Source organism: Aurantimonas litoralis (assembly GCF_026153195.1).
Taxonomy (GTDB): Bacteria; Pseudomonadota; Alphaproteobacteria; order Rhizobiales; family Rhizobiaceae; genus Aurantimonas; species Aurantimonas coralicida.
Map to the genome: position 1 here is coordinate 61,167 of NZ_JAPFBM010000013.1, position 18,697 is coordinate 79,863.

16 protein-coding genes and 1 pseudogene are annotated in these 18,697 nt (G+C 65.8%); 7 read left to right on the top strand and 10 right to left on the bottom strand.

Annotated features, from left to right (window positions below; genetic code table 11):
* Window positions 1-36 precede the first annotated feature (36 nt).
* Window positions 37-468 carry a universal stress protein gene (locus N7I30_RS20200; protein ID WP_024351360.1) on the top strand — a complete coding sequence of 144 codons (432 nt, stop codon included), beginning with the start codon at window positions 37-39 and terminating at the stop codon, window positions 466-468.
* A 50-nt stretch (window positions 469-518) separates the two neighbouring features.
* Window positions 519-2,099 carry an alanine/glycine:cation symporter family protein gene (locus tag N7I30_RS20205; RefSeq protein WP_498640907.1) on the top strand — a complete coding sequence of 527 codons (1,581 nt, stop codon included), beginning with the start codon at window positions 519-521 and terminating at the stop codon, window positions 2,097-2,099.
* Between the two features lie 21 nt (window positions 2,100-2,120).
* Here N7I30_RS20205 and bmt read toward each other — a convergent pair whose 3' ends face one another.
* The gene (gene bmt / locus N7I30_RS20210; protein WP_024351358.1) at window positions 2,121-3,131 is read right to left on the bottom strand and encodes a betaine--homocysteine S-methyltransferase; all 1,011 of its coding nucleotides are present in this window, start codon (window positions 3,129-3,131) and stop codon (window positions 2,121-2,123) included.
* 415 nt (window positions 3,132-3,546) lie between these two features.
* Between bmt and N7I30_RS20215 the strand changes: the two genes are divergently transcribed.
* Window positions 3,547-3,756 carry a hypothetical protein gene (locus tag N7I30_RS20215; RefSeq protein WP_491391396.1) on the top strand — a complete coding sequence of 70 codons (210 nt, stop codon included), beginning with the start codon at window positions 3,547-3,549 and terminating at the stop codon, window positions 3,754-3,756.
* Between the two features lie 120 nt (window positions 3,757-3,876).
* Here N7I30_RS20215 and N7I30_RS20220 read toward each other — a convergent pair whose 3' ends face one another.
* The 4 genes from N7I30_RS20220 to N7I30_RS20235 all read right to left on the bottom strand — a co-directional run bounded on the left by N7I30_RS20220 (window position 3,877) and on the right by N7I30_RS20235 (window position 9,368).
* Window positions 3,877-4,944, bottom strand: a complete 1,068-nt coding sequence (locus N7I30_RS20220; RefSeq protein WP_024351356.1) for a quaternary amine ABC transporter ATP-binding protein — start codon at window positions 4,942-4,944, stop codon at window positions 3,877-3,879.
* Entirely contained in the window at window positions 4,937-5,824 is an 888-nt protein-coding gene (locus N7I30_RS20225; protein WP_009210069.1) for an ABC transporter permease, read from the bottom strand. The genes N7I30_RS20220 and N7I30_RS20225 overlap by 8 nt, the downstream gene beginning before the upstream one ends.
* A 245-nt stretch (window positions 5,825-6,069) precedes the next feature.
* A complete protein-coding gene (locus N7I30_RS20230) occupies window positions 6,070-7,068 on the bottom strand; it encodes an ABC transporter substrate-binding protein (protein ID WP_498640908.1) in 999 nt (332 codons plus the stop codon).
* Window positions 7,069-7,388: 320 nt separating this feature from the next.
* On the bottom strand, window positions 7,389-9,368 hold the full coding sequence (locus N7I30_RS20235) for a putative bifunctional diguanylate cyclase/phosphodiesterase (RefSeq protein WP_421462472.1): 1,980 nt from the start codon (window positions 9,366-9,368) through the stop codon (window positions 7,389-7,391).
* Window positions 9,369-9,654: 286 nt separating this feature from the next.
* Between N7I30_RS20235 and N7I30_RS20240 the strand changes: the two genes are divergently transcribed.
* A complete protein-coding gene (locus N7I30_RS20240; RefSeq protein ID WP_024351353.1) occupies window positions 9,655-10,083 on the top strand; it encodes a L,D-transpeptidase in 429 nt (142 codons plus the stop codon).
* A gap of 50 nt (window positions 10,084-10,133) precedes the next feature.
* Here N7I30_RS20240 and N7I30_RS20245 read toward each other — a convergent pair whose 3' ends face one another.
* The 5 genes from N7I30_RS20245 to N7I30_RS20265 form a co-directional block, all read right to left on the bottom strand.
* Entirely contained in the window at window positions 10,134-11,090 is a 957-nt protein-coding gene (locus N7I30_RS20245; RefSeq protein WP_277026396.1) for a lipid A biosynthesis lauroyl acyltransferase, read from the bottom strand.
* Window positions 11,087-12,154, bottom strand: a complete 1,068-nt coding sequence (locus tag N7I30_RS20250) for a zinc-binding dehydrogenase (protein ID WP_498640909.1) — start codon at window positions 12,152-12,154, stop codon at window positions 11,087-11,089. The genes N7I30_RS20245 and N7I30_RS20250 overlap by 4 nt, the downstream gene beginning before the upstream one ends.
* 105 nt (window positions 12,155-12,259) lie before the next feature.
* On the bottom strand, window positions 12,260-13,561 hold the full coding sequence (locus N7I30_RS20255) for a beta-ketoacyl-ACP synthase (protein ID WP_188076220.1): 1,302 nt from the start codon (window positions 13,559-13,561) through the stop codon (window positions 12,260-12,262).
* A gap of 7 nt (window positions 13,562-13,568) precedes the next feature.
* Window positions 13,569-14,780 (bottom strand): beta-ketoacyl-ACP synthase, encoded by a 1,212-nt coding sequence (locus N7I30_RS20260; RefSeq protein WP_228241833.1) that lies wholly within the window; start codon window positions 14,778-14,780, stop codon window positions 13,569-13,571.
* 95 nt (window positions 14,781-14,875) lie between these two features.
* Entirely contained in the window at window positions 14,876-15,157 is a 282-nt protein-coding gene (locus N7I30_RS20265) for an acyl carrier protein (protein ID WP_024351348.1), read from the bottom strand.
* A 312-nt stretch (window positions 15,158-15,469) separates the two neighbouring features.
* On the opposite strand from N7I30_RS20265, the gene N7I30_RS20270 reads away from it, so the two are divergent.
* The 3 genes and pseudogenes from N7I30_RS20270 to N7I30_RS20280 all read left to right on the top strand — a co-directional run bounded on the left by N7I30_RS20270 (window position 15,470) and on the right by N7I30_RS20280 (window position 17,870).
* Window positions 15,470-15,946 (top strand): MarR family winged helix-turn-helix transcriptional regulator, encoded by a 477-nt coding sequence (locus N7I30_RS20270; RefSeq protein WP_228241832.1) that lies wholly within the window; start codon window positions 15,470-15,472, stop codon window positions 15,944-15,946.
* A 417-nt stretch (window positions 15,947-16,363) separates the two neighbouring features.
* Window positions 16,364-16,600 (top strand): hypothetical protein, encoded by a 237-nt coding sequence (locus N7I30_RS20275; protein WP_228241831.1) that lies wholly within the window; start codon window positions 16,364-16,366, stop codon window positions 16,598-16,600.
* Between the two features lie 283 nt (window positions 16,601-16,883).
* A pseudogene (locus N7I30_RS20280) lies at window positions 16,884-17,870 on the top strand (IS30 family transposase).
* Window positions 17,871-18,697 lie beyond the last annotated feature (827 nt).

Consider the following 18,697-nt stretch of genomic DNA (forward strand, 5'->3'; position numbering starts at 1 on the left):
TTGCTGCCCGACCGACCGATAGAGGGGTGATCGCCCATGGCGACCGAGATCTTTGTCGTTGCCTATGACGGGCATGATCGCAGCGTCGTCGACTACGCGGTGGTGCGGGCCAAGGCGAGCGGGGCGGCCCTCCACATCGTCCATGTCCTGCAATGGTCGCCCTACAGCTTCCTGACCGCCGAGGAACTCGACGAGCGCAAGATGCGCCGGCGCCAGGAGCTCGAACGCGCCAGGACCACGCTGCTCGATCCGCTCGTCGCCGAGATTTCGGCCGAAGGGGTCACCGTCGATTGCGAGATCCGTTTCGGCGCACCGACCGAGATCATCCTCGCGGTCGCCGAGCATCAGAAGGCGGCGATGATCTTCGTCGGGCGCACGGGCAGAGGCCCGGTCCAGAACAAGATCTTCGGCAGCGTCACCCTGGGACTGGCACAGGTCGCCCGCATCCCGACCGTGATCGTGCCATGAGCCGCCCTGCATCCGCCGCACGGAATTTCGATCCAGACAGAGGTTGCGTCATGCCGAAGACCGCCGCTCTCCTGCCGCTGGCGGGCGCCAGCCTTCTCCTGACCGGGCCCGCCGCAGCGCAGGACGCCGAGCCGGGCTTTTCCATCGACGCGACCCTTTCAGCGATCATGGAGCCGGTGACGACCCCCTTCGTCAGCTTCATCTTCGCGCCGCTGCCAGGCACCGAACTGCCCTGGATCGTCCTGTGGCTGATCACGGCGGCGGCAATCTTCACGGTCTATTTCGGCTTCGTGCAGTTCCGTCTGGTCGGCCATGCCATCCAGCTCGTGCGGGGCCAGTACACCTCGCCGGATGCGGCGGGTGAGGTCACCCATTTCCAGGCGCTGGCGACGGCGGTCTCGGGCACGGTCGGCCTCGGCAATATCGCCGGTGTCGCCGTCGCGGTGTCGATCGGCGGTCCGGGCGCGACCTTCTGGATGATCCTTGCCGGCCTTCTCGGCATGGCGTCGAAATTCACCGAATGCACCCTCGGCGTGAAATACCGCGAGGAATTTTCCGACGGGCGCGTCTCCGGCGGACCGATGCACTATCTGCGCAAGGGCATGGCGGAACTCGGCTACGCCAAGCTCGGCCGGTTCCTCGCCGTGCTCTTCGCGATCTTCTGCGTCTTCGCCTCTTGGGGCGGCGGCAACATGTTCCAGGCCAACCAGGCCCATGCGCAGCTGGTCGTCATCACCGGCGGCGAGGAGAGCTTCCTGAACGGCCGCGGATGGATCACCGGTGTCGTCATGGCGATCATCGTCTTCATGGTCATCGTCGGCGGCATCAAGTCGATCGCCCGCGTCACCGAGAAGCTCGTGCCTTTCATGGGGCTGCTGTATCTGGGCGCCGCCCTGGTGATCATCGGCGTCGAATACGACCGGATCGGCTGGGCGATCGGCCAGATCTTCGCCGGCGCCTTCACCGGGCTGGGGGTCGCCGGCGGCATTGTCGGCGCGCTGATCCAGGGCCTGCGCCGTGCGACCTTCTCCAACGAGGCCGGCATCGGCTCGGCGGCGATCGCCCATGCGGCGGTGCAGACCGACCACCCGGTCACCGAGGGCTTCGTGTCGATGCTCGAGCCGTTCATCGACACGGTGGTGATCTGCACGGCGACGGCGCTGGTGATCACCATCAGCGGCGTCATGCAGCAGGACCCGGCGACCGGCCTGTATGTCTGGGATCAGGGCCTCGGCCAGATCGCCACGGAAGGCTCGCTCAGCGGGGTCGAGCTGACCTCGGCGGCCTTCGGTACGGCGATCCCGTGGTTCCCCTATGTCCTGGGGCTCGCCGTGGTGCTCTTCGCCTTCTCGACGATGATCTCCTGGTCCTATTACGGGCTGAAGGCGTGGCTGTTCCTGTTCGGCGATTCCAAGGCCTCGGACCTGTTCTTCAAGATCCTGTTCTGCCTGTTCGTCGTCCTCGGCGCCTCGGTCAGCCTCGGCGCGGTACTCGACTTCTCCGACGCCTCGCTGTTCGCCATGGGCATCGCCAACATCATCGGCCTGTACTTCCTGATGCCGGTGGTGAAGCGGGAGATGACCGGCTACCTCGCCAAGCTGCGGGCCGGCAAGATCCCGCGCTACCACTGACCGCGAAAGTGCGAAGCCGGCTCAGTCCCGGCTTCGCCGCCGGCCCGTGCGCGGCGCTGTTTCGCCGGCGGCCGACGCCGCCTTGTTGACCAGCGGGCCGACGGCCTCGACGATTTCGGCGATGCTCGGCCGCTGACGGCGCACATGGGTATCGATGGCGTGGCGCATGGCGCCGAGATGATGTGGCGAGGTCCCGCAGCAGCCGCCGATGATCCGGGCGCCAGCATCGATCGCCAGCCGGGCGTAATCGGCCATCTGCTCGGGCGTGCCGGAATAGACCGTGCCGCCGTCGACGAAGCGTGGGATGCCGCAATTGGCCTTCACGACCAAAGCGGAGTCCGGCGAGCCCGTTTCCAGCTCCAGAGCCGTCGCCAGCATGTCGGACGCGCCGACGCCGCAATTCGCGCCGACCGCGACGGGGCGCGGCGACAGGCCGTCGACCGCCTTGTGGAAGTCGCAGGGGTGGATGCCCATCATGGTGCGGCCGGCGCTGTCGAAGGAGCCGGTGACGACATAGGGCATGTCGCAGGCGAGCGCCGCCTCGGCCGCCGCGCGCACCTCTTCGGCCGCCGACATGGTCTCGATCCACACGACGTCGACGCCGCCGTCCTTCAGCCCGGCGATCTGCTCGCGGAAGGCTTCGACGGCCTCGGCGTAGGAGAGGGCGCCCAGCGGCTGCAGCAGCTCGCCCGTCGGGCCGACCGATCCGCCGACGACGACAGGACGGCCGGCCGCGTCGGCCACCGCCCGCGCCAGTTCGGCGGCAATCCGGTTGAGCGCGTGGGTGCGATCTTCGGCCTGGTGCAGCTTCAGCCGGTGGCGGTTGGCGCCGAAGGAGCAGCTGAGGATGATGTCGGCGCCGTTGTCGACAAAGGCCTGGTGCAGCGCCGTGATCCGGTCGGGATGGCTTTCGAGCCACATCTCCGGCGCTTCGCCGGCCTCCAGCCCCACCTCGAACAGATTGGTCCCGGTGGCCCCGTCCGCGAGGAGGACGCCCTTCGCGTCCAGGAGCTGGGTCAGCGAATGCGGCATCTGGCGGCCTCCGGTTCGAGCGGCGTCGCGGCGACGCCTGATGATGATGCGACGGCGGCACGGGTCCTCGCGACGAGCGGCCCGTGTGCGTCTGGCCGGATGATGCCGGCCTCGCAGGGGCCGCGATCTTCCGAACGCGTCATCGCGCAGTCAGCGCGCGGCAAGCGGCGTACGCTGCGGAAGACGCGGGGGCCTGAGACACAATGTCTTGGGGACAAGTCGGATTGTGCGGTGCAACCGCCACAATCGGCGGCCAAGAGGGAGCTCACGCACCGGATGGCAGACGGCCTTCCGTGGCGGCAAACGGGGTTGCCGCAAAGTTCCGGCAAGGTTTTGTTAATAATTTGACCATGGCGATTCGCGCGGCAGCGCGCGAGGGGAATCGCCGCAGAGGGACGAAGCAGGGGGATTTTGCATGTTCGAGCGATTGCCGAAGCGACTGGACGAGGTCGACATCGTCACGGCGGCCATTCGCGCGCTGGCTCGTGAGGGCTACAACCGCGCCCGGATCGAGCAGGCGCTGATCCGCCAGGCGCCGGTGGATCTCGACCTCCTGGCCGAATGCTACGAGCGCATCTTCGGCGGGGCTGGCGCCTCCGCGCTGCCGGACCGCATCGCCGCCTGATTGCCGCGGCGGCGCGGCCGTCGCCGATCGCACGAAACCCGCGACGTGGGGATGTCGCGGGCCGGATGAGATCGCTGCGGCGACCGGCGACGCCCTGCGCCGCCGGCCATCCTTGCAGGATTACAGTTCGCTGGCGTCCAGCGCGTCCTTCAGGACCGGCGTGACCATGGCCGCCATCAGGCCGCGCATGGTCAGGGTGCCCATCGGCATGCCGGTTCCGTTCACCACATGCGCCTTGGTGACGCCGTCGCCGGTCATGCGGCGCGCAGCTTCCTCCAGGATCGTGCCCCGCTGGATCGGCACGCTTTCCGGCGCCGGCGCCTCGCCCGGCGCGATCGGCTCCATCACCGTCTCCACCTGGATCACCCGGCCACGGTTCACCTCGCGCACGAAGGACGAGATGTAGTCGTCCGCCGGGCGCAGCACGATGTCCTGGGCGGTGCCCTGCTGGACGATCTCGCCGGCCCGCAGGATGGCGATCTGCTCGCCGAGCCGCAGCGCCTCGTCGAGATCGTGGGTGATGAACACGATGGTCTTGTGCAGTTCGGTCTGCAGGTCGAGGAGCACGCTCTGCATGTCGGTGCGGATCAGCGGATCCAGCGCCGAGAAGGCCTCGTCCATCAACAGGATGTCGGCGTCCGTCGCCAGCGCCCGCGCCAGGCCGACGCGCTGCTGCATGCCGCCGGAGAGCTGGGCCGGATAGTTGTCCTCGTAGCCCTTCAGCCCGACGCGCTCGATCCAGCGCATCGCGCCGTCACGCTGCTCCTTGCGCGACTTGCCCATCACCTCCAGCCCGTAGGCGACGTTGTCGATGACGGTCTTGTGGGGCAGCAGCCCGAAGCGCTGGAAGACCATCGAGATCTTGTGCCGCCGGAAATCGCGCAGGCGTGTGTCCGACATGGCGAGGACATCCTCGTCGTCGATCAGGATCTCGCCGGCGGACGGTTCGATCAGCCGGTTGATGTGGCGGATCAGGGTGGACTTGCCCGACCCCGAGAGCCCCATCACCACTTGGATGCCGGAAGCCGGGATGTCGATGTTGATGTCCTTCAGCCCGAGCACGTGGCTGTGCTCGGCGAGGAGCTCGGACTTCGACATGCCCTGGCGTACGAGATCCACCATCGCTTTGTCTTCGGGGCCGAAGATCTTGTAGAGATTGCGGATCTTGATGGCGATCTCATCAGCCATGGGCGGCCTCCCGGTGACGCTGCAGGCGCTTGCCGTAGGCCTGGCTGGAGCGGTCGAAGATGATGGCGATGGCGACGATCGCCAGGCCATTCAGGACGCCCTGCGTGAAATACTGATTGGTGATGGCCTGCAGCACCGGCTGGCCGAGGCCGCGCACGCCGATCAGCGAGGCGACGACGACCATGGCGAGGGCCATCATGATGGTCTGGTTGATGCCGGCCATGATGGTCGGCAGGGCGAGCGGCAGCTGCACCTGTGTCAGCTTCTGCCAGCCCGAGGAGCCGAAGGCGTTGGCGGCCTCCAGCACTTCCTTGTCGACCAGCCGGATGCCGAGATTGGTCAGCCGGATGATCGGCGGCATGGCGTAGATCACCACCACCAGCAGACCCGGAATGAGGCCGATGCCGAGCAGCATGACAATCGGGATGAGATAGACGAAGGACGGCATCGTCTGCATCACGTCGAGGATCGGATTGATCACCGCCTGCACCTTGTTGGAGCGCGACATGATGATGCCGATCGGCATGCCGATGATGATCGACATCAGCGTGCAGACGACGATGATCGACAGGGTTCGCATGGTGTCTTCCCACATGCCGAACACGCCGATGAGGATCAGGGCGACGAAGGTGCCGACGGTGATCGCCTTCGACCGGCTGGCCAGCCAGACGATGCCGACGATTACGAGCAGGATGATCCACCACGGGGTCTGGATCAGAAGCCGTTCGAACCAGAGGAGGAACTCGAGCAACGGGCGGAAGATCGCTTCGATCGTGTCGCCATAGGCGCGCGAGAACGAGCGGTAGTACTGGTCGATCGTGCGCGACATCAAGCGCAGGTCTCGCCCCGCCAGTTGTGGAAATTCGGTCAACCAATCCACAGTCGAGGTCTCCTTGGCATGTTTTCTGGATCATGGGGCCCGGGGCGGGCCTGCGGTCGCACGGCCGGCGATGGACCCGCGAGGGGGCCGTGGTGCCGGTCGCGACCGTGGGGCAGGGCGCGTCGGCCGGGATCGGCCGTCAAGCGCCCGCCACGCGCATTGCCCGGAATCGGGCAGGGGCGAGAATGACCTGCCGGTGGTGCGACCACCGGCAGGTCCGTCGTCATCGTGTCAGCCGGCCCGGATCAGAGCGCCGACTTGATCTTCTCGGCCGCGTCCTCGGAGACCCAGCCGGTCCACAGGTCCGGGTTGTTCTCGAGGAAGTAGTAGGCGGTGTCCTCGCCGGTCGCCTGCTGCTCTTCCTTCCAGGCGAGGAGCTTGTTGACCGTGTCGTTGCCCCAGGCGCGTATGTTCAGATACTCGGCCACCTCAGGCGACTGTTCCTGCACCTTCGGCGTCAGGACGGTGAAGACCTCGGACTTGGTCCAGGCGTTGATCTTCGGCTCGGCGCAATCGACCTGAGTCGTGCACTCGGCCCATTCCTTGGGATCGTGCTCGGCGTCGAAGGGCAGCTTCTTCATCGGGTACTTGCCGAGAATGGCGGTCGGCGCCCAGTAATAGCCGAGCCACGGCTCCTTGTTCTCGTAGGCCTTGGCAATCGAGCCGTCGAGCCCGGCGGCCGAGCCGGTGTCGATCAGGGTGAAGCCCTTCTCCTCGCCGTCATAGGCCTTGAACAGGTTCGCCGTGGTGATCTGGCAGCCCCAGCCGGCCGGGCAGTTGTAGACGGCGCCCTTGGACGGATCCTCGTTCGCCGGGAACAGCTCGGGATGCTCCAGCGCGTCGCCGACGGTCTTGATCTCGGGATGGGCCTCGGCGAAGTAGGTCGGGACCCACCAGCCTTCCTCGCCGCCGTCCGACAGGACCTCGGCGCCAAAGGCGATGGTGCCTTCCTCGGCGGCCTTGTCGATCTGGTCGCGGAACTGGTTCACCCACATTTCGGGCGCGACGTCCGGCTCCTGCTTCTCGGTCATCGACGCGAAGGTCGGCATGGTGTCGCCCGGCAGGAGGCGCACGGTGCAGCCATAGCCCTCTTCGAGGATGATTTTGTCGATCGCCGCCAGAACCTCTGCCGACGCCCAGTTCATGTTCGACACGCTCAGTTCACAGTTCTCCTGCGCCGAGGCGGTGGCGCTGAACCCGAAAAGGGCGGCTGCGAGACAGGTTGAGGCGAGAAGAAATTTCATGCGTAATCCTTACTTCTTTGTGCGAGGCGAGTATCGTACGCAGGAATGGCGACGCGAACACGGGGTGATTGTGCCCATGTCGCCCGCATACGACTCGTTGCTGCCGGACGGCAGACATCTCTTTGAACGTTCTTAGAGAGGCTAGCCTGCTAACGGCCGGAATCCAACCTGTTTTCTCAAATATGGCGCTCGTGGGGCAGCCGGGCAGGGCTCATCGGGGCGTCCGGCGGGCTGGCAGCGACAGCCTGCCGCGGGGATTTGAGAAGGGCGGGAAATTGCGCCGGCGCGGCGAACAGGTCCCCGCGAATACGACGAAGACCCTATGCGGCCGCCGACGGACGCACCGCGCTGTCGTCGGACGGTCCGTGGCGGAACCGCGCCAGCGCTTCGCTGGCCACGCGTTCGGCCGGCATCGGCTTGCCGAAGTAGAAGCCCTGGAGCTGGTCGCAGCCAAGGCTCTTGAGCAGATCGACCTGCTCGCGGGTCTCGATGCCCTCGGCAGTGACCTTCATGTTCATATGGTGGGCCATCGAGACAATGGTGTCGAGAATCTGCGGCACGCTGGGCTCGCCATTCTCGTAGGCCACCATGAAGGACTGGTCGATCTTCAGTTTGTCGAACGGGAAGCGCCAGAGATAGCCGAGCGAGGAATAGCCGGTGCCGAAATCGTCCATGTCGATGGAGATGCCGAGGGCCTTCAGCTCGCGCAGCTGGGCGAGGATCTCGTCGGAGCGCTCCAGGACCAGCGACTCGACCACCTCGATCTCGAGGCGGCTGCCGTCAACGCCGGCCTTGTCGAGCGCCGATTTGACGATCGAGACGAGGTCGCCGTCGCCGAACTGCACCGGGCTCAGATTGACCGAGACAAAGAGATGCTTTGGCCACAGCGCGATCTGGCGGACGGCCTCGCCGATCACCCAGGTGCCGATGGTCTTGATGTAGCCGCGTGCCTCGGCGATCGGGATGAAGACCGCCGGCGAGATCTGGTTGCCCTCTTCGTCGCGCATGCGGATCAGCGCCTCGAAGCCGAGCAGCCGCGATCCGTCGCCATTGACGATCGGCTGGTAGAACAGTTCGAAGCTCTGGTTCTCCAGAGCCCGACGCACCAGACCTTCGATATGCCGGCGATGATGCATCGCCTCGTCCATGGACGGTTCGAAATAGATTAGGTTGCGGGATTTGTCGGTCTTGTGCTGCAGATGCGCGAGCTCGGCATGCTTGACCAGTTCCGAATGGGTGCGTCCGTCCTGGGGCGCGAGCGCGCAGCCGATGGAGACGCTCGGGGTCACCGTCGTGCCCTCGATCTCGACCGGCTCGGTCACCGCGTCGACGATCCGCTTGCAGAGCGCCGCGACATCTTCCTGCGAGGCGACCCGGCGCTGCAGGACGGCGAAATCGTCGGCGCCGAGGCGGGCCAACAGGTCGTTGCGGTCGACGACGCCGATCAGGCGGTCGGCGACCACGCGCAGGAGCTCGTCGCCGGCGGCCTGGCCCAGCCGGTCGTTGATCTCCGACATCTCGTCGATGTCGATATACAGATAGGCCATGCGCTCGCGGGTGGCGCGAACGGTGGCCAGCACCCGGTCGCTCTCCTCCTGCATGCGATGCCGGTTGAGCAGCTTGGTCAGGGCGTCGTGATTGGCCAGGAAGATGATACGCTCGTCCGCCTCGGCGATCTTGCGCTTGCGGCGGATATAGAGAAGCAGCGGCACCGCGGTGGCGAAGAAGATCAGCACCAGCAACAGGGCGGAGGCGTTCGCCAGCGTCGTTTTGAACGCACTGCGGTTGGCGACCATGTTGCCGACCATCGAGACATAGCCGATCGTCCGGTCGTTCCGGATCAGCGGCATGATCACCGTCGGATTGGTGAAGCCGTCATCCTCGACGACCTGCCAGTCGCCCTCGCGCGCCAGGACGCTCTCGGACAGCCGGTCGCTCGACTGCATGCCGCCGGGGCGGTCGCGCAGCAGCCATTCATAGCGGTCGGAGCGCGTGCGATAGACCTCTTCGCCGTTGCGATCGAAGATCGCGAAACTCTCGATATTGGCGAGGTCGGCCAGCCGGCGGATGTCGGTTTCGGCGTCGGGGTTGCGGGACAGGCCGGTGAGGAAGGCATCCACATTGCCACCGGGCTGGGTCAGGAGCCGGGCAAAGTTCTCGCCCTTGGTCCGCATCTCGGTCTCGACGAGACCGCCGACGGTGGCGCCACCGATGGACAGCGCGCCGAACACGACGGTGCCGGCGATCGCCAGCCCGCCGAGAACAGTCAGTCCATTCCTGTAGAAAAACTTGAGCACCATCGCCCATTCCGCGCCGATTTCGCTGCGACCGTATGTCCGAGACGTAAAGATTTATCGAACAATGGCCGAACGGCCGATTTGCGGGATTGCCGGAAACCTGCGCGCCCATTCCGCGGCGTGGGAATGCTTACCCAGCGGGAGTCACGCGAGCACGGTCGATCGACCAGTATTCGCGCCGCCGTCAGGTGTTAATCTGTTCACGCTTTTGCCAGTTGACCGCTCGGCTGAATTGAAACTAGGTTTTTCGGCGGCGGGAATGTGGAGTTCTTGGGTCGGAGTCGAAAACATGAAGAAACTACTGGTCGCGATCGTGATGATCGTGGGCATCCTCGGCTGCGGCATCTCGACAGCATCCGCCGGCCTGGTGGCCAAGGTGGACCTGTCCGCCCAGACGATGACGGTGATCAAGAACGGCCGGGTGATGTATCGCTGGCCGGTCTCGACGGCCCGTCGCGGCTATGTCACGCCGACGGGAAGCTGGCGGGCCAAGCGCATCCACCGCATGTGGCATTCGCGCAAATACGACATGTCGCCGATGCCGTATTCGGTCTTCTACCACCGCGGCTACGCCATTCACGGCACCGGTGCCGTCAGCCGTCTCGGCCGCCCGGCCTCGCATGGCTGCGTGCGCCTGCACACCGCCAATGCCAAGATCTTCTATACGATGGTCCGCAAAATGGGCATGCGCAACACGAGGGTCGTCGTCCAGCGCTGAACGACCTGCGCCCGGCCACGCAAAAGCGGCCGGGTCGCCTTGGCGCGCCCTCACGCGCGCTTCGGCTGCGCGGGCTTGCGGCGGGCCTTGCCGCTCTTCCAGCGGTCGTGAAACCACATCCATTGTTCGGGATGCTCGCGCACCCAGCCCTCGACCACGTCGTTGAGCAGCTGGCAGGTGGCGGTAACGTCGATCTCGCCGCTGTCGGCTCGCGGCAGGACCAGACGCGGCTGCAGTTCGAGCCGGTAGCGCCCGCCCGGCAGGCGGATCGACCGCGCCGGGTAGATCTCGCAATCGAACTGGCGCGCCAGCTTCGGCAGCAGCGGATTGGTGCGGCATTCCCGGCCGAAGAAGGTCGTCGGTTCGCCCTTGCGGAATTTCTGGTCCACCAGCATGCCGACCGAGCCGGAGCGCTGCAGGATACCGGCCAGCGACCACGCCGCCCCGGCCTTGGACGGCACCATGTGACCGCCGCTGGTCCGCCGCGCGGCCTGCACTTCCTTGGCGATGTAGCGGTTGTTGGGCTGCCGGAAGAGGGCGGTGAACTCCAGGTCGAAGGCGGCCGCCGCGATCGGCAGCAGCTCGAAGCAGCCGAGATGGCCGGTGAAGAAGATGAACGGGCCCTTGCGCTCGCGCAGTTCGGCGAAAATCTCGGCGCCCTCGACCTCGATCCGCCCGGCCTCGGGGTTCTCGGGGTCGAAATCGAAGAGATCGTCGAGGAACACGAACTCGGCGGCGAGCCGGCCCATCTGGCCCCAATTGTCCCGCGCCACCTGCTCGACCCAGGCCGCGTCCTTTTCCGGATAGGCCTGCTGCAGATTGTCGACCGCCAGCCGGTGGCGGCTCGTCCACGGGCCGAGCAGCCGCGCCGTGCGGTCGGCAAAGGACAGGCCGACATCGGCCGGCAGCAGCCGGATGGTCCGCAGCACGGCGAACAGCACCTGGGCAATGACGAAGTCCGCGGCGCGCTTGGCCCGCAGCGCATAGCGCGCGACGAAGAGGTTCATGCGGCGCGCGGGTTTGCGCTCTCGGTGCCGGCCTCGTCGGCGACGCGTAGCACGATCTTGCCGAACACCTCGCGCGCCTCCATCCGCTTCAGCGCGATGTCGATCTGGTCGAAGCTGATCTCCGCGTCGATCACCGGATGGACGATGCCGCGGGCCATCTTCTGCATGGCGTCGCGCATGTTCTCCATGCGGCAGCCGAAGGAGCCGAACAGCTTCAGCTGCTGCTGGAAGAGCTGCATCAGGTTCATCTGGGTGGAGACGCCCGAGGTCGAGCCGCAGGTGACCAGCCGGCCGCCGCGCTTCATGCACAGCATGGAGCCGGCCCAGGTGTCGGCGCCGACATGCTCGAAGACGACGTCGACGCCCTTCTTCTTGGTCAGCTTGCGGGTGACGCCCTCGAAGCGGTCGACGCGGTAGTTGATGACGTGGTCGGCACCCAGTGCCCGGGCGCGCTCGGCCTTGTCGTCGGAACCGACCGTGGTAATCACCGTCGCGCCGTGCCGCTTGGCAAGCTGTATCGCGGCCGAGCCGATGCCGGACCCGCCGGCATGGACGAGGATGGTCTCGCCCGGTTCGAGCTTGGCATTGTCGAACAGCATGTGCTCGACCGTACCGAAGGTCACCGGCGCCAACGCCGCGCCGATGGCGTCGCAGCCGGGAGGGGCGGGGACCAAGAGGCGCGCCGGCAGATTGACCTTCTCCTGGGCGAAGCCGTCGAGATGGAAGCCGTGCACGCCCGAGACGTGTTCGCAGAGATTGTCGCGGCCTTCGCGGCAGGGGCGGCACAGGCCGCAGGTCTGTGCACCGTAGATCGCCACAAGCTGGCCGGGCAGCACCGAGGCGACGCCGGGTCCGATCGCCGAGACGACGCCCGAGGCTTCGGCGCCGACAACCAGCGGCATCTTGCGCTTGGCGAAGGCCATGCCGCGCCAGCCCCAGACGTCGATGTGGTTCAGCGCGACCGCGGCAATGTCGACGGTGACCTCGCCCGGGCCGGGCGGCGGCGGCGGCGGCAGGTCCACCTGCTTGAGTTCGCGGTCGCCGACGAGTTGCAATGCCCGCATGGGAAGATCCTCAGACTGGATAGTGACGGCGTTGCCGTGCGGCCCCGAGGGCCGCGCGACGCCGATGGCCGGCCGGGCGGGTCAATCCCGCCGCGGCCCTGGCATTCAGTGGCGCGGTTCGCGCCCGATGACGAGGCAGGCGTTCTGCCCGCCGAAGCCGAAGGAGTTCGACAGCACCGTGGCGATCTCGGCCGGACGCGCCTTGTTCGGCACGGTGTCCAGCTCGATCGCCGGGTCCGGCACTTCGTAATTGATCGTCGGCGGCAGAAGGCCGTTCTGGATCGACAGCACCGAGAACACCGCCTCGATCGCCCCGGCAGCCGTCAACGTGTGGCCGATCATCGACTTGTTCGAGGAGATCGGCGTCGTCTTCAGCGCCTCGCCGAACACCGCGGCAAGGCCGGTGGCCTCCATGCGGTCGTTCTCCGGCGTCGAGGTGCCATGGGCGTTGATGTAATCGATGTCCGACGGCTCCATGCCGGCGTCGGCGATGCCGGCCGCGATGGTCGCGATGATCGGCGAGCCGTCCGGCTTGGAGCGGGTGCGGTGGAAGTCGTCGGCCCGCTCGCCGCAGCCATGAATGACGCCGAGGATCTTCGCGCCGCGTGCCTTGGCGGCGCTGAGCGATTCCAGCACCAGCGCGCCGGCGCCCTCGGCCATGACGAAGCCTTCGCGATCCTTGGAGAAGGGCTTGGAGGCCTTTTCCGGATACTCGTTGTTGGTCGACAGGGCCGACAGCAGCGAGAAGCGGATCAGCGATTCCTGGGTGATCGAACCGTCGGTGCCGATGGCGATGGCGCGGTCGGTCTCGCCGCGGCGGATCGCCTCGACGCCGAGCTGGATCGCCGAGGCGCCGGATGCGCAGGCGGTCGACAGGGTGATCGGCAGGCCGCGTGTGCCCAGCCGGTCGGCCAGGAGCTCGGAGATGCGGCTGCACTGGGTCAGGTTGTAGATCGCCTTGTCGGGGCGGCTTCGCGCGATCTGCAGCAGGCGGTCGTAACCGGCCTCCTCGATGGTGGCGCCGTCCATCGCGTCGAGGGCGAGGCGATGCTGCCACTCCATCTCCACCGGCGGGGCGGCGAGGAACAGCGGACCGCCGAAATCGTCGTCGGCAAGCCCGGCCATGCGCACGGCTTCCGAGCCGGCGGCTTCCGCCATCATGTAGGAGAGACCCGTCGAGGTCTCCGAGCCGGGGCCCATGAAGTCCACCGAGCCGGAGATCGTGGTACGCAGGCTGTCGGTCGAGAAGCGCTCGATCCGGTGGATGCCCGAGCGGCCCGAGGACAGGGCGTCCCAATTGTCGTCGACGCCGCGGCCCAGCGACGAGACGAGGCCGAGCCCGGTGATCGCGATCACCGGGCGCCCGAGAAAGTCCAGCTCTGCGGTGTTGCCGTTCGCGCTCATCATCCGATCCTTACAGTCTGCGTCCGTCCACGGCTTCCAGTTCGCAGGCACCCTCGGCGTGAAGGTGACCGATCGCGGTGACGATGGCACGCCGCGGGGCCGCTGAAGCCGGGCGTTCCTCGCCGACATCGAAGGGCGGGATCACCGCACCGCGAGACAGCGCGCCGGCGGCCAGGGCTACGCCGGCTGGGACCTGCGCCTCGAAGGCGTGGCCGAGCATCGTCCCATACGCCCTGACCGGGGCATCGGGAAACCGTTTGTTCAGGACGCTGCGTTCCACATCCAGCAACGGCTTGATGCCGGCGGCGCCGCTGAGGATCAGCGTCTCGTCGCTCGCCGATCCGCCCACAGGCAGAAGCGCCTCGAAACGCGCCGCGGTGCGCTCGGCGTCGCGCTTGCCGCGGTCGCCCGCGGCACTGACCAGCCGCGCATAGGCGAGGGCCGAACGGGCTGCGGCGTGTTCGGCCGATTCCAGGATGAGGAACGCCCCAACGCTGCCGACGGTGATGCCGTCATGGCCCTCGGTGCGCGAGGAGACCGGCCGCCAGTCGTCTCGCAGCATCAGGCCGGCGAGGTCGAAGTTCAGGATCAGGTCCTTGCGCTCGGCCGAGAACGAGCCGCCGACGAGGCAGATGTCGCTCTGGCCGGCGGCGATCCGTGCCCGCGCCGAGGCGATGGCCGAGATGCCGGCGGCTTCCTCGCCCATGAAGGTGCGCGAGGAGCCGGTCACCTTGTGGACGATGGAGATGTTGCCGGCGAGAAGGTTGGAGAGCTGCGCCAGGAACAGGGTCGGGCGCAGTTCGCTGCCGAGCGTCTCGTTGACGATCCGGTCGCGGTCGTTGGCGCCGCGCGCCTTGTCCATGACCAGTGCGTCGACAGTGGTGTCGCGTTCGCCGCCGCCGGCGGCCACGACCATGTCGATCTTGGCGCGCACGGCCTCGTCGGCCGGAATGCCGGCATCGGCGAGCGCCAGTCCAGCCGTATAGGTGCCCAGCTTCTGCCAGGTCTCCATCTGCCGCTGGTCACCCCGCTTGGGGATCTGGCTGGACCAGTCGATGGGCGGCAACGGGTGCACGAAATAGGGCGCGTAGGTCCCGGCATCGATCCGCGGCTGCGGTGCCGGCGCGCGGCCCATGGCGTCGAGATGGGTGGCGATGCCCTCGCCGAGCGAGGACACCAGCCCGATCCCGGTGATCACCACGTCTCTGGCATTCTGTGTCATGCAATCGTTCCACTATCCCAATCGTCCGCCCCGCCCGGCGATCGGTTCCCGAGGGCCTCCCGCTGGCGAACGGCGCCGGGCGCCGTTCCGCTGTGTCAGCCGGCCTTGGCGGCGCGCAGTTCGTCGATCTTGGCGCAGAGGTTCTTCAGGACGAAGTATTCCTCGGTCGGCGCCTCGCCGTCATTGACCGCCTGGGTCCATTTCTCGAGCGGGATCTTGATGCCGAATTCCTTGTCGATCGCGAAGACGATGTCGAGGAAGTCGAGCGAATCGATGCCCAGATCGTCGATCGTGTGGCTTTCCGGCGTGATCTCGGCGCGGTCGATCTCGCTGGTCTCGGCGATGATATCCGCGACCCGGTCGAAGGTAGAAGACAATGAATTATCCTTGTCATGTCTGGAAGAGCGATTTGGGCGCGAAGCTATAGGGAATTCGCCCGAAAAAGCAAAGCGAGGACTGTGGTGATGCCTTGGCCGACGCGCTTGCGGCGCGTCGCCGGCGGCCCTCGTGGCGCCTTCCTGTGGCAAAGGCATGGCGAATAGCGGTCGGTGGTCGGGAACGCACGGCGCTCATGTGACGTTCGTAGGACAAGACCGGATCAGTTTCCAACGATTGGCGGTGCAAGTGTCGGCACTGCGATCGCCACGGCTGTTTCCCCGCGACCCCTCCGGCCACTGGGAACTAGAACGATGACTGCGCGCCAGATCACGGCAAGAAAATCTCGGTCGGCCGACCGCCGGTCCGACCTGTTCCTGACCAGTCGCCTGATCCGTGCGGCCACGGTTCTGGGCCGCGTCGCCGCGCAGGTCCACAAAAGGGAGCATCGGCTATCGGCCCCCGAATTCAGTGTCCTCGTCATCCTCGGCAGCGCTGACGGCGATACAGTGACGTCCTCGCATATCGTCGAGGCCACCGAGATGGACAAGACCAAGGTTAGCCGCGCCGTCTCCGCCCTTGATGAGCGGGGCTGGCTGCATCGTACCCGTGCGACCGCCGACCGGCGCTTCGAATATCTCGCCCTGACGTCAGAGGGCTCGAGAGTCTACGCTGAGCTGATGCCCAAGGTGGAAAAGGCCGAGAGCAACGTGCTGGCGCTGCTGACCGTCGAGGAGCGCGACGGGCTGGAACGCGGCCTCGACGGCCTGGACCGCGCCTTCGGCCAGTAGAGCTCGACCGGCTTGATCCCGGGCAATCCCCACCTGACCCGCAACTGATTCTTGTTCGGTGTCGAAACCAAGCCCGCCCCGCCACGGCGCGGTGATGGTGTTCTGGCATGGCTCGTGGAACGGCATCTCCGGGCATGTTACCGTTTACGTCGGAGAGGCCGCGGGCACCTAGCACGTCCTCCGGCGGCTATCATGATGGCCACACCGTCTAGGTGATCCGCGCGCTCGTGGTTAGCGTGGCCGTGCGGCAGTTGTCCCGAGAGATTACCGGTGAGGCGATTGCCATCACCGATCATGATGCGGCTGCGGAGGCGCAGACTAAGGTGATCAGGGGAGCGTCTCTACCGAAATGTTCTGTGAACGATCAGGCATCAAGCCCGTTAGGGACGCGTCACTGAAATCGCGAAGGGCCCCTGAATGCTGCAACTCGCGGGGGCAAGAAAAATCATAGGTTCAGGCTGTAAATACGCTCCCATCCTCCCGCGCCCGGGTTTCGTACTCCGGCTGGCCAAGGAGATTGCGGGCCGCCGCCCAGGCGGCCCGTACAGCGAAGGCGGTGATTTCAGCAGGGAAGATTTCCCTCAAGCACTCCTGAATCTGGCACCGCAGACGGAAGATATCTACGTCGGGCTCGATGGTGACCAAAGCTATTGAGCGCAATCTTGGAGGAGGCATTCGGTGGACTGATCCGCGCCGGATTCTCCGACGTCTATTTCCGGGAACACTTTCGTATCACCAGCGAAATCCGCTCTACACGCCCTACAAGATGCTGCGGACATCTATATTCATGACGCGGAAAGCGAGGCACAGCGGCAAACCTGATGCCAGCCATTACATACGCCGTCACCGGCCCGTCCCCTGAGTTCCAGCGCGAGGTGCAACACCCCCTAGCCGATGTAGGATCGGCTTGGTTTCCAGACCTTTCGGGAGTGTTGCCATGTCATGCTACGAGCATCTTTCGTCCGCCGAAAGAGAGCGGATTGCCATTCTCCTTGCGGCCGGTCATTCGAAGGCGGGCATAGCCAAGACCCTTGGCCGGTCGCGGTCGACTATCAGTCGCGAACTGGAACGCAACGCGCTGCCAGGCGGCGACTATTCGCCGGTCGTAGCCGACGGAGCCTATATCGAGCGCAGGAGGCGGGATGCCCTGCTCGGGAGTGACGGACGCCTGCGCCAGTTCGTCATCGAGCGCCTGTCGGAAGGCTGGTCGCCGGAGCAAGTCGCGGGCTGGCTGAAGAATGGTGCGGAGCCGAAATTGCGCGTGCTCGCCACCGAGACCATCTACGCCTTCGTCTATCGCGCCTCGCAGAGGGCGAGAAGCTCTGGCGCTATCTCCTGCGCCGGCGCAGGACGCGCCGCCCGATGAGAGCACGCCGGTCACGCGATACGATCAAGAACCGCCGCTCCATCCATGACCGTCCGGCCGAGGTCGAGGATCGCCGACAGGTCGGGCATTGGGAGGCTAATCTTATCATCTGCAAGCGCGCTCGCCCGGTTCTCGTCCTTCATGAGCGAAAGACCCGTGTGACGCTCGCCACGAGGCTGAACGGAAAGACCGCCGCCGAAACCATCGCAGCGATGACAGCCGTCTTCCGGCGTGTTGCTCCCGGCCTGCGCTCCTCGGTGACGTTTGATAACGACACCGCCTTCGCCCGCCGCCGCCTGCTCGACGACCTGTTCGGCATGTCGACCTCGTTCTGCGACGCCTACGCTTCCTGGCAGAAGGGAGGCGTCGAAAACGCCAACGGACGATTGCGACGATGGCTGCCCAGATGGCTCGATCTCGACACCCTGTCCGAAGCCGATCTCCAGGACGCCATTGTCAGCCTCAACACCACCCCGCGCAAATGCCTCGGCTTCATCACCCCCTTTCCAGTGCCTCCTCCAGGAACTTGGCAAGGACGTCCGAATCCGCTTCTCATGAGCATGTTGCGCTTCGCGCTGGAATCCACCTCCTGGCGGGGAGCGCGCCTCTTTCCGTATTCCGGATACTGCACATCTGTGCTATTGTTCGAGTGTGCCATCTGGATGAATCTTGCAGGACCACCCACTGGCTAAGCCGCCGCACTCGTTGAAGCGTAGTGCGGCGGCTTTCTCTTTGGTGACGCCTGTATCCCGCAACATGTGCAACCTATAATAATCACCCGCCGCCAAAACGGATATCTGACAGTTTACCTGCGCAGACGGGACAGCATTGGCACCCTCCAGTCGTTGCCGGGTGTGTTCCCGGACCATTCCGCGGCGGTGGTCCGCAACGGTATAGCGACACCGTCGAGATGACCTGCGCGCTCGTGGATAGCGCAGTTGTCCGGAGAAACCACCGATCAGACGATTGCCATCACCGAACAGACCACGGCAGCGGAGGCGCAGACCACGGTGATCAGGGAATCGTCGCGGGCGGTAACTGGTGCTGAAGGAGGAGGTCCAGGAGTTTGGCCCGAAACGAGTCGGCGGCGCTGACGCGGCGGCATTGCCGTGTTCGCTCCCCATCGTTAACATCAAAGGCGCGCATCGTGAGTGCGTCAGTCCTGACCGGCCCGGTCGCTTCTTTGGGAAGCGGCCGGGCTTTCTACTGTATCTAAATACAACGATCCGTCCCAGGGCAAATAGCGCAAACGGAACAACTAGCTAGGGTCGATACCCATTCATCCTGTTGCAGCTTCGGAGAAAATCAGATTCCCTCGTGCGCAAAGGAGCCAAGGGAGGATCGGATGGCACGACTGTTCTGGCTGAACGACGAGGCGTGGGCCG

What these genes read in the sequence shown, in the direction of transcription:
- N7I30_RS20200 (WP_024351360.1), top strand. Translation starts at nt 37, where the DNA reads ATGGCGACCGAGATCTTTGTCGTTGCCTATGACGGGCATGATCGCAGC.
- N7I30_RS20260 (WP_228241833.1), bottom strand. Translation starts at nt 14,780, where the DNA reads ATGACACAGAATGCCAGAGACGTGGTGATCACCGGGATCGGGCTGGTG.
- N7I30_RS20235 (WP_421462472.1), bottom strand. Translation starts at nt 9,368, where the DNA reads ATGGTGCTCAAGTTTTTCTACAGGAATGGACTGACTGTTCTCGGCGGG.
- N7I30_RS20205 (WP_498640907.1), top strand. Translation starts at nt 519, where the DNA reads ATGCCGAAGACCGCCGCTCTCCTGCCGCTGGCGGGCGCCAGCCTTCTC.
- N7I30_RS20240 (WP_024351353.1), top strand. Translation starts at nt 9,655, where the DNA reads ATGAAGAAACTACTGGTCGCGATCGTGATGATCGTGGGCATCCTCGGC.
- N7I30_RS20255 (WP_188076220.1), bottom strand. Translation starts at nt 13,561, where the DNA reads ATGATGAGCGCGAACGGCAACACCGCAGAGCTGGACTTTCTCGGGCGC.
- N7I30_RS20270 (WP_228241832.1), top strand. Translation starts at nt 15,470, where the DNA reads ATGACTGCGCGCCAGATCACGGCAAGAAAATCTCGGTCGGCCGACCGC.
- N7I30_RS20220 (WP_024351356.1), bottom strand. Translation starts at nt 4,944, where the DNA reads ATGGCTGATGAGATCGCCATCAAGATCCGCAATCTCTACAAGATCTTC.
- N7I30_RS20230 (WP_498640908.1), bottom strand. Translation starts at nt 7,068, where the DNA reads ATGAAATTTCTTCTCGCCTCAACCTGTCTCGCAGCCGCCCTTTTCGGG.
- N7I30_RS20245 (WP_277026396.1), bottom strand. Translation starts at nt 11,090, where the DNA reads ATGAACCTCTTCGTCGCGCGCTATGCGCTGCGGGCCAAGCGCGCCGCG.
- N7I30_RS20215 (WP_491391396.1), top strand. Translation starts at nt 3,547, where the DNA reads ATGTTCGAGCGATTGCCGAAGCGACTGGACGAGGTCGACATCGTCACG.
- N7I30_RS20275 (WP_228241831.1), top strand. Translation starts at nt 16,364, where the DNA reads ATGCTGCAACTCGCGGGGGCAAGAAAAATCATAGGTTCAGGCTGTAAA.
- N7I30_RS20250 (WP_498640909.1), bottom strand. Translation starts at nt 12,154, where the DNA reads ATGCGGGCATTGCAACTCGTCGGCGACCGCGAACTCAAGCAGGTGGAC.
- bmt (WP_024351358.1), bottom strand. Translation starts at nt 3,131, where the DNA reads ATGCCGCATTCGCTGACCCAGCTCCTGGACGCGAAGGGCGTCCTCCTC.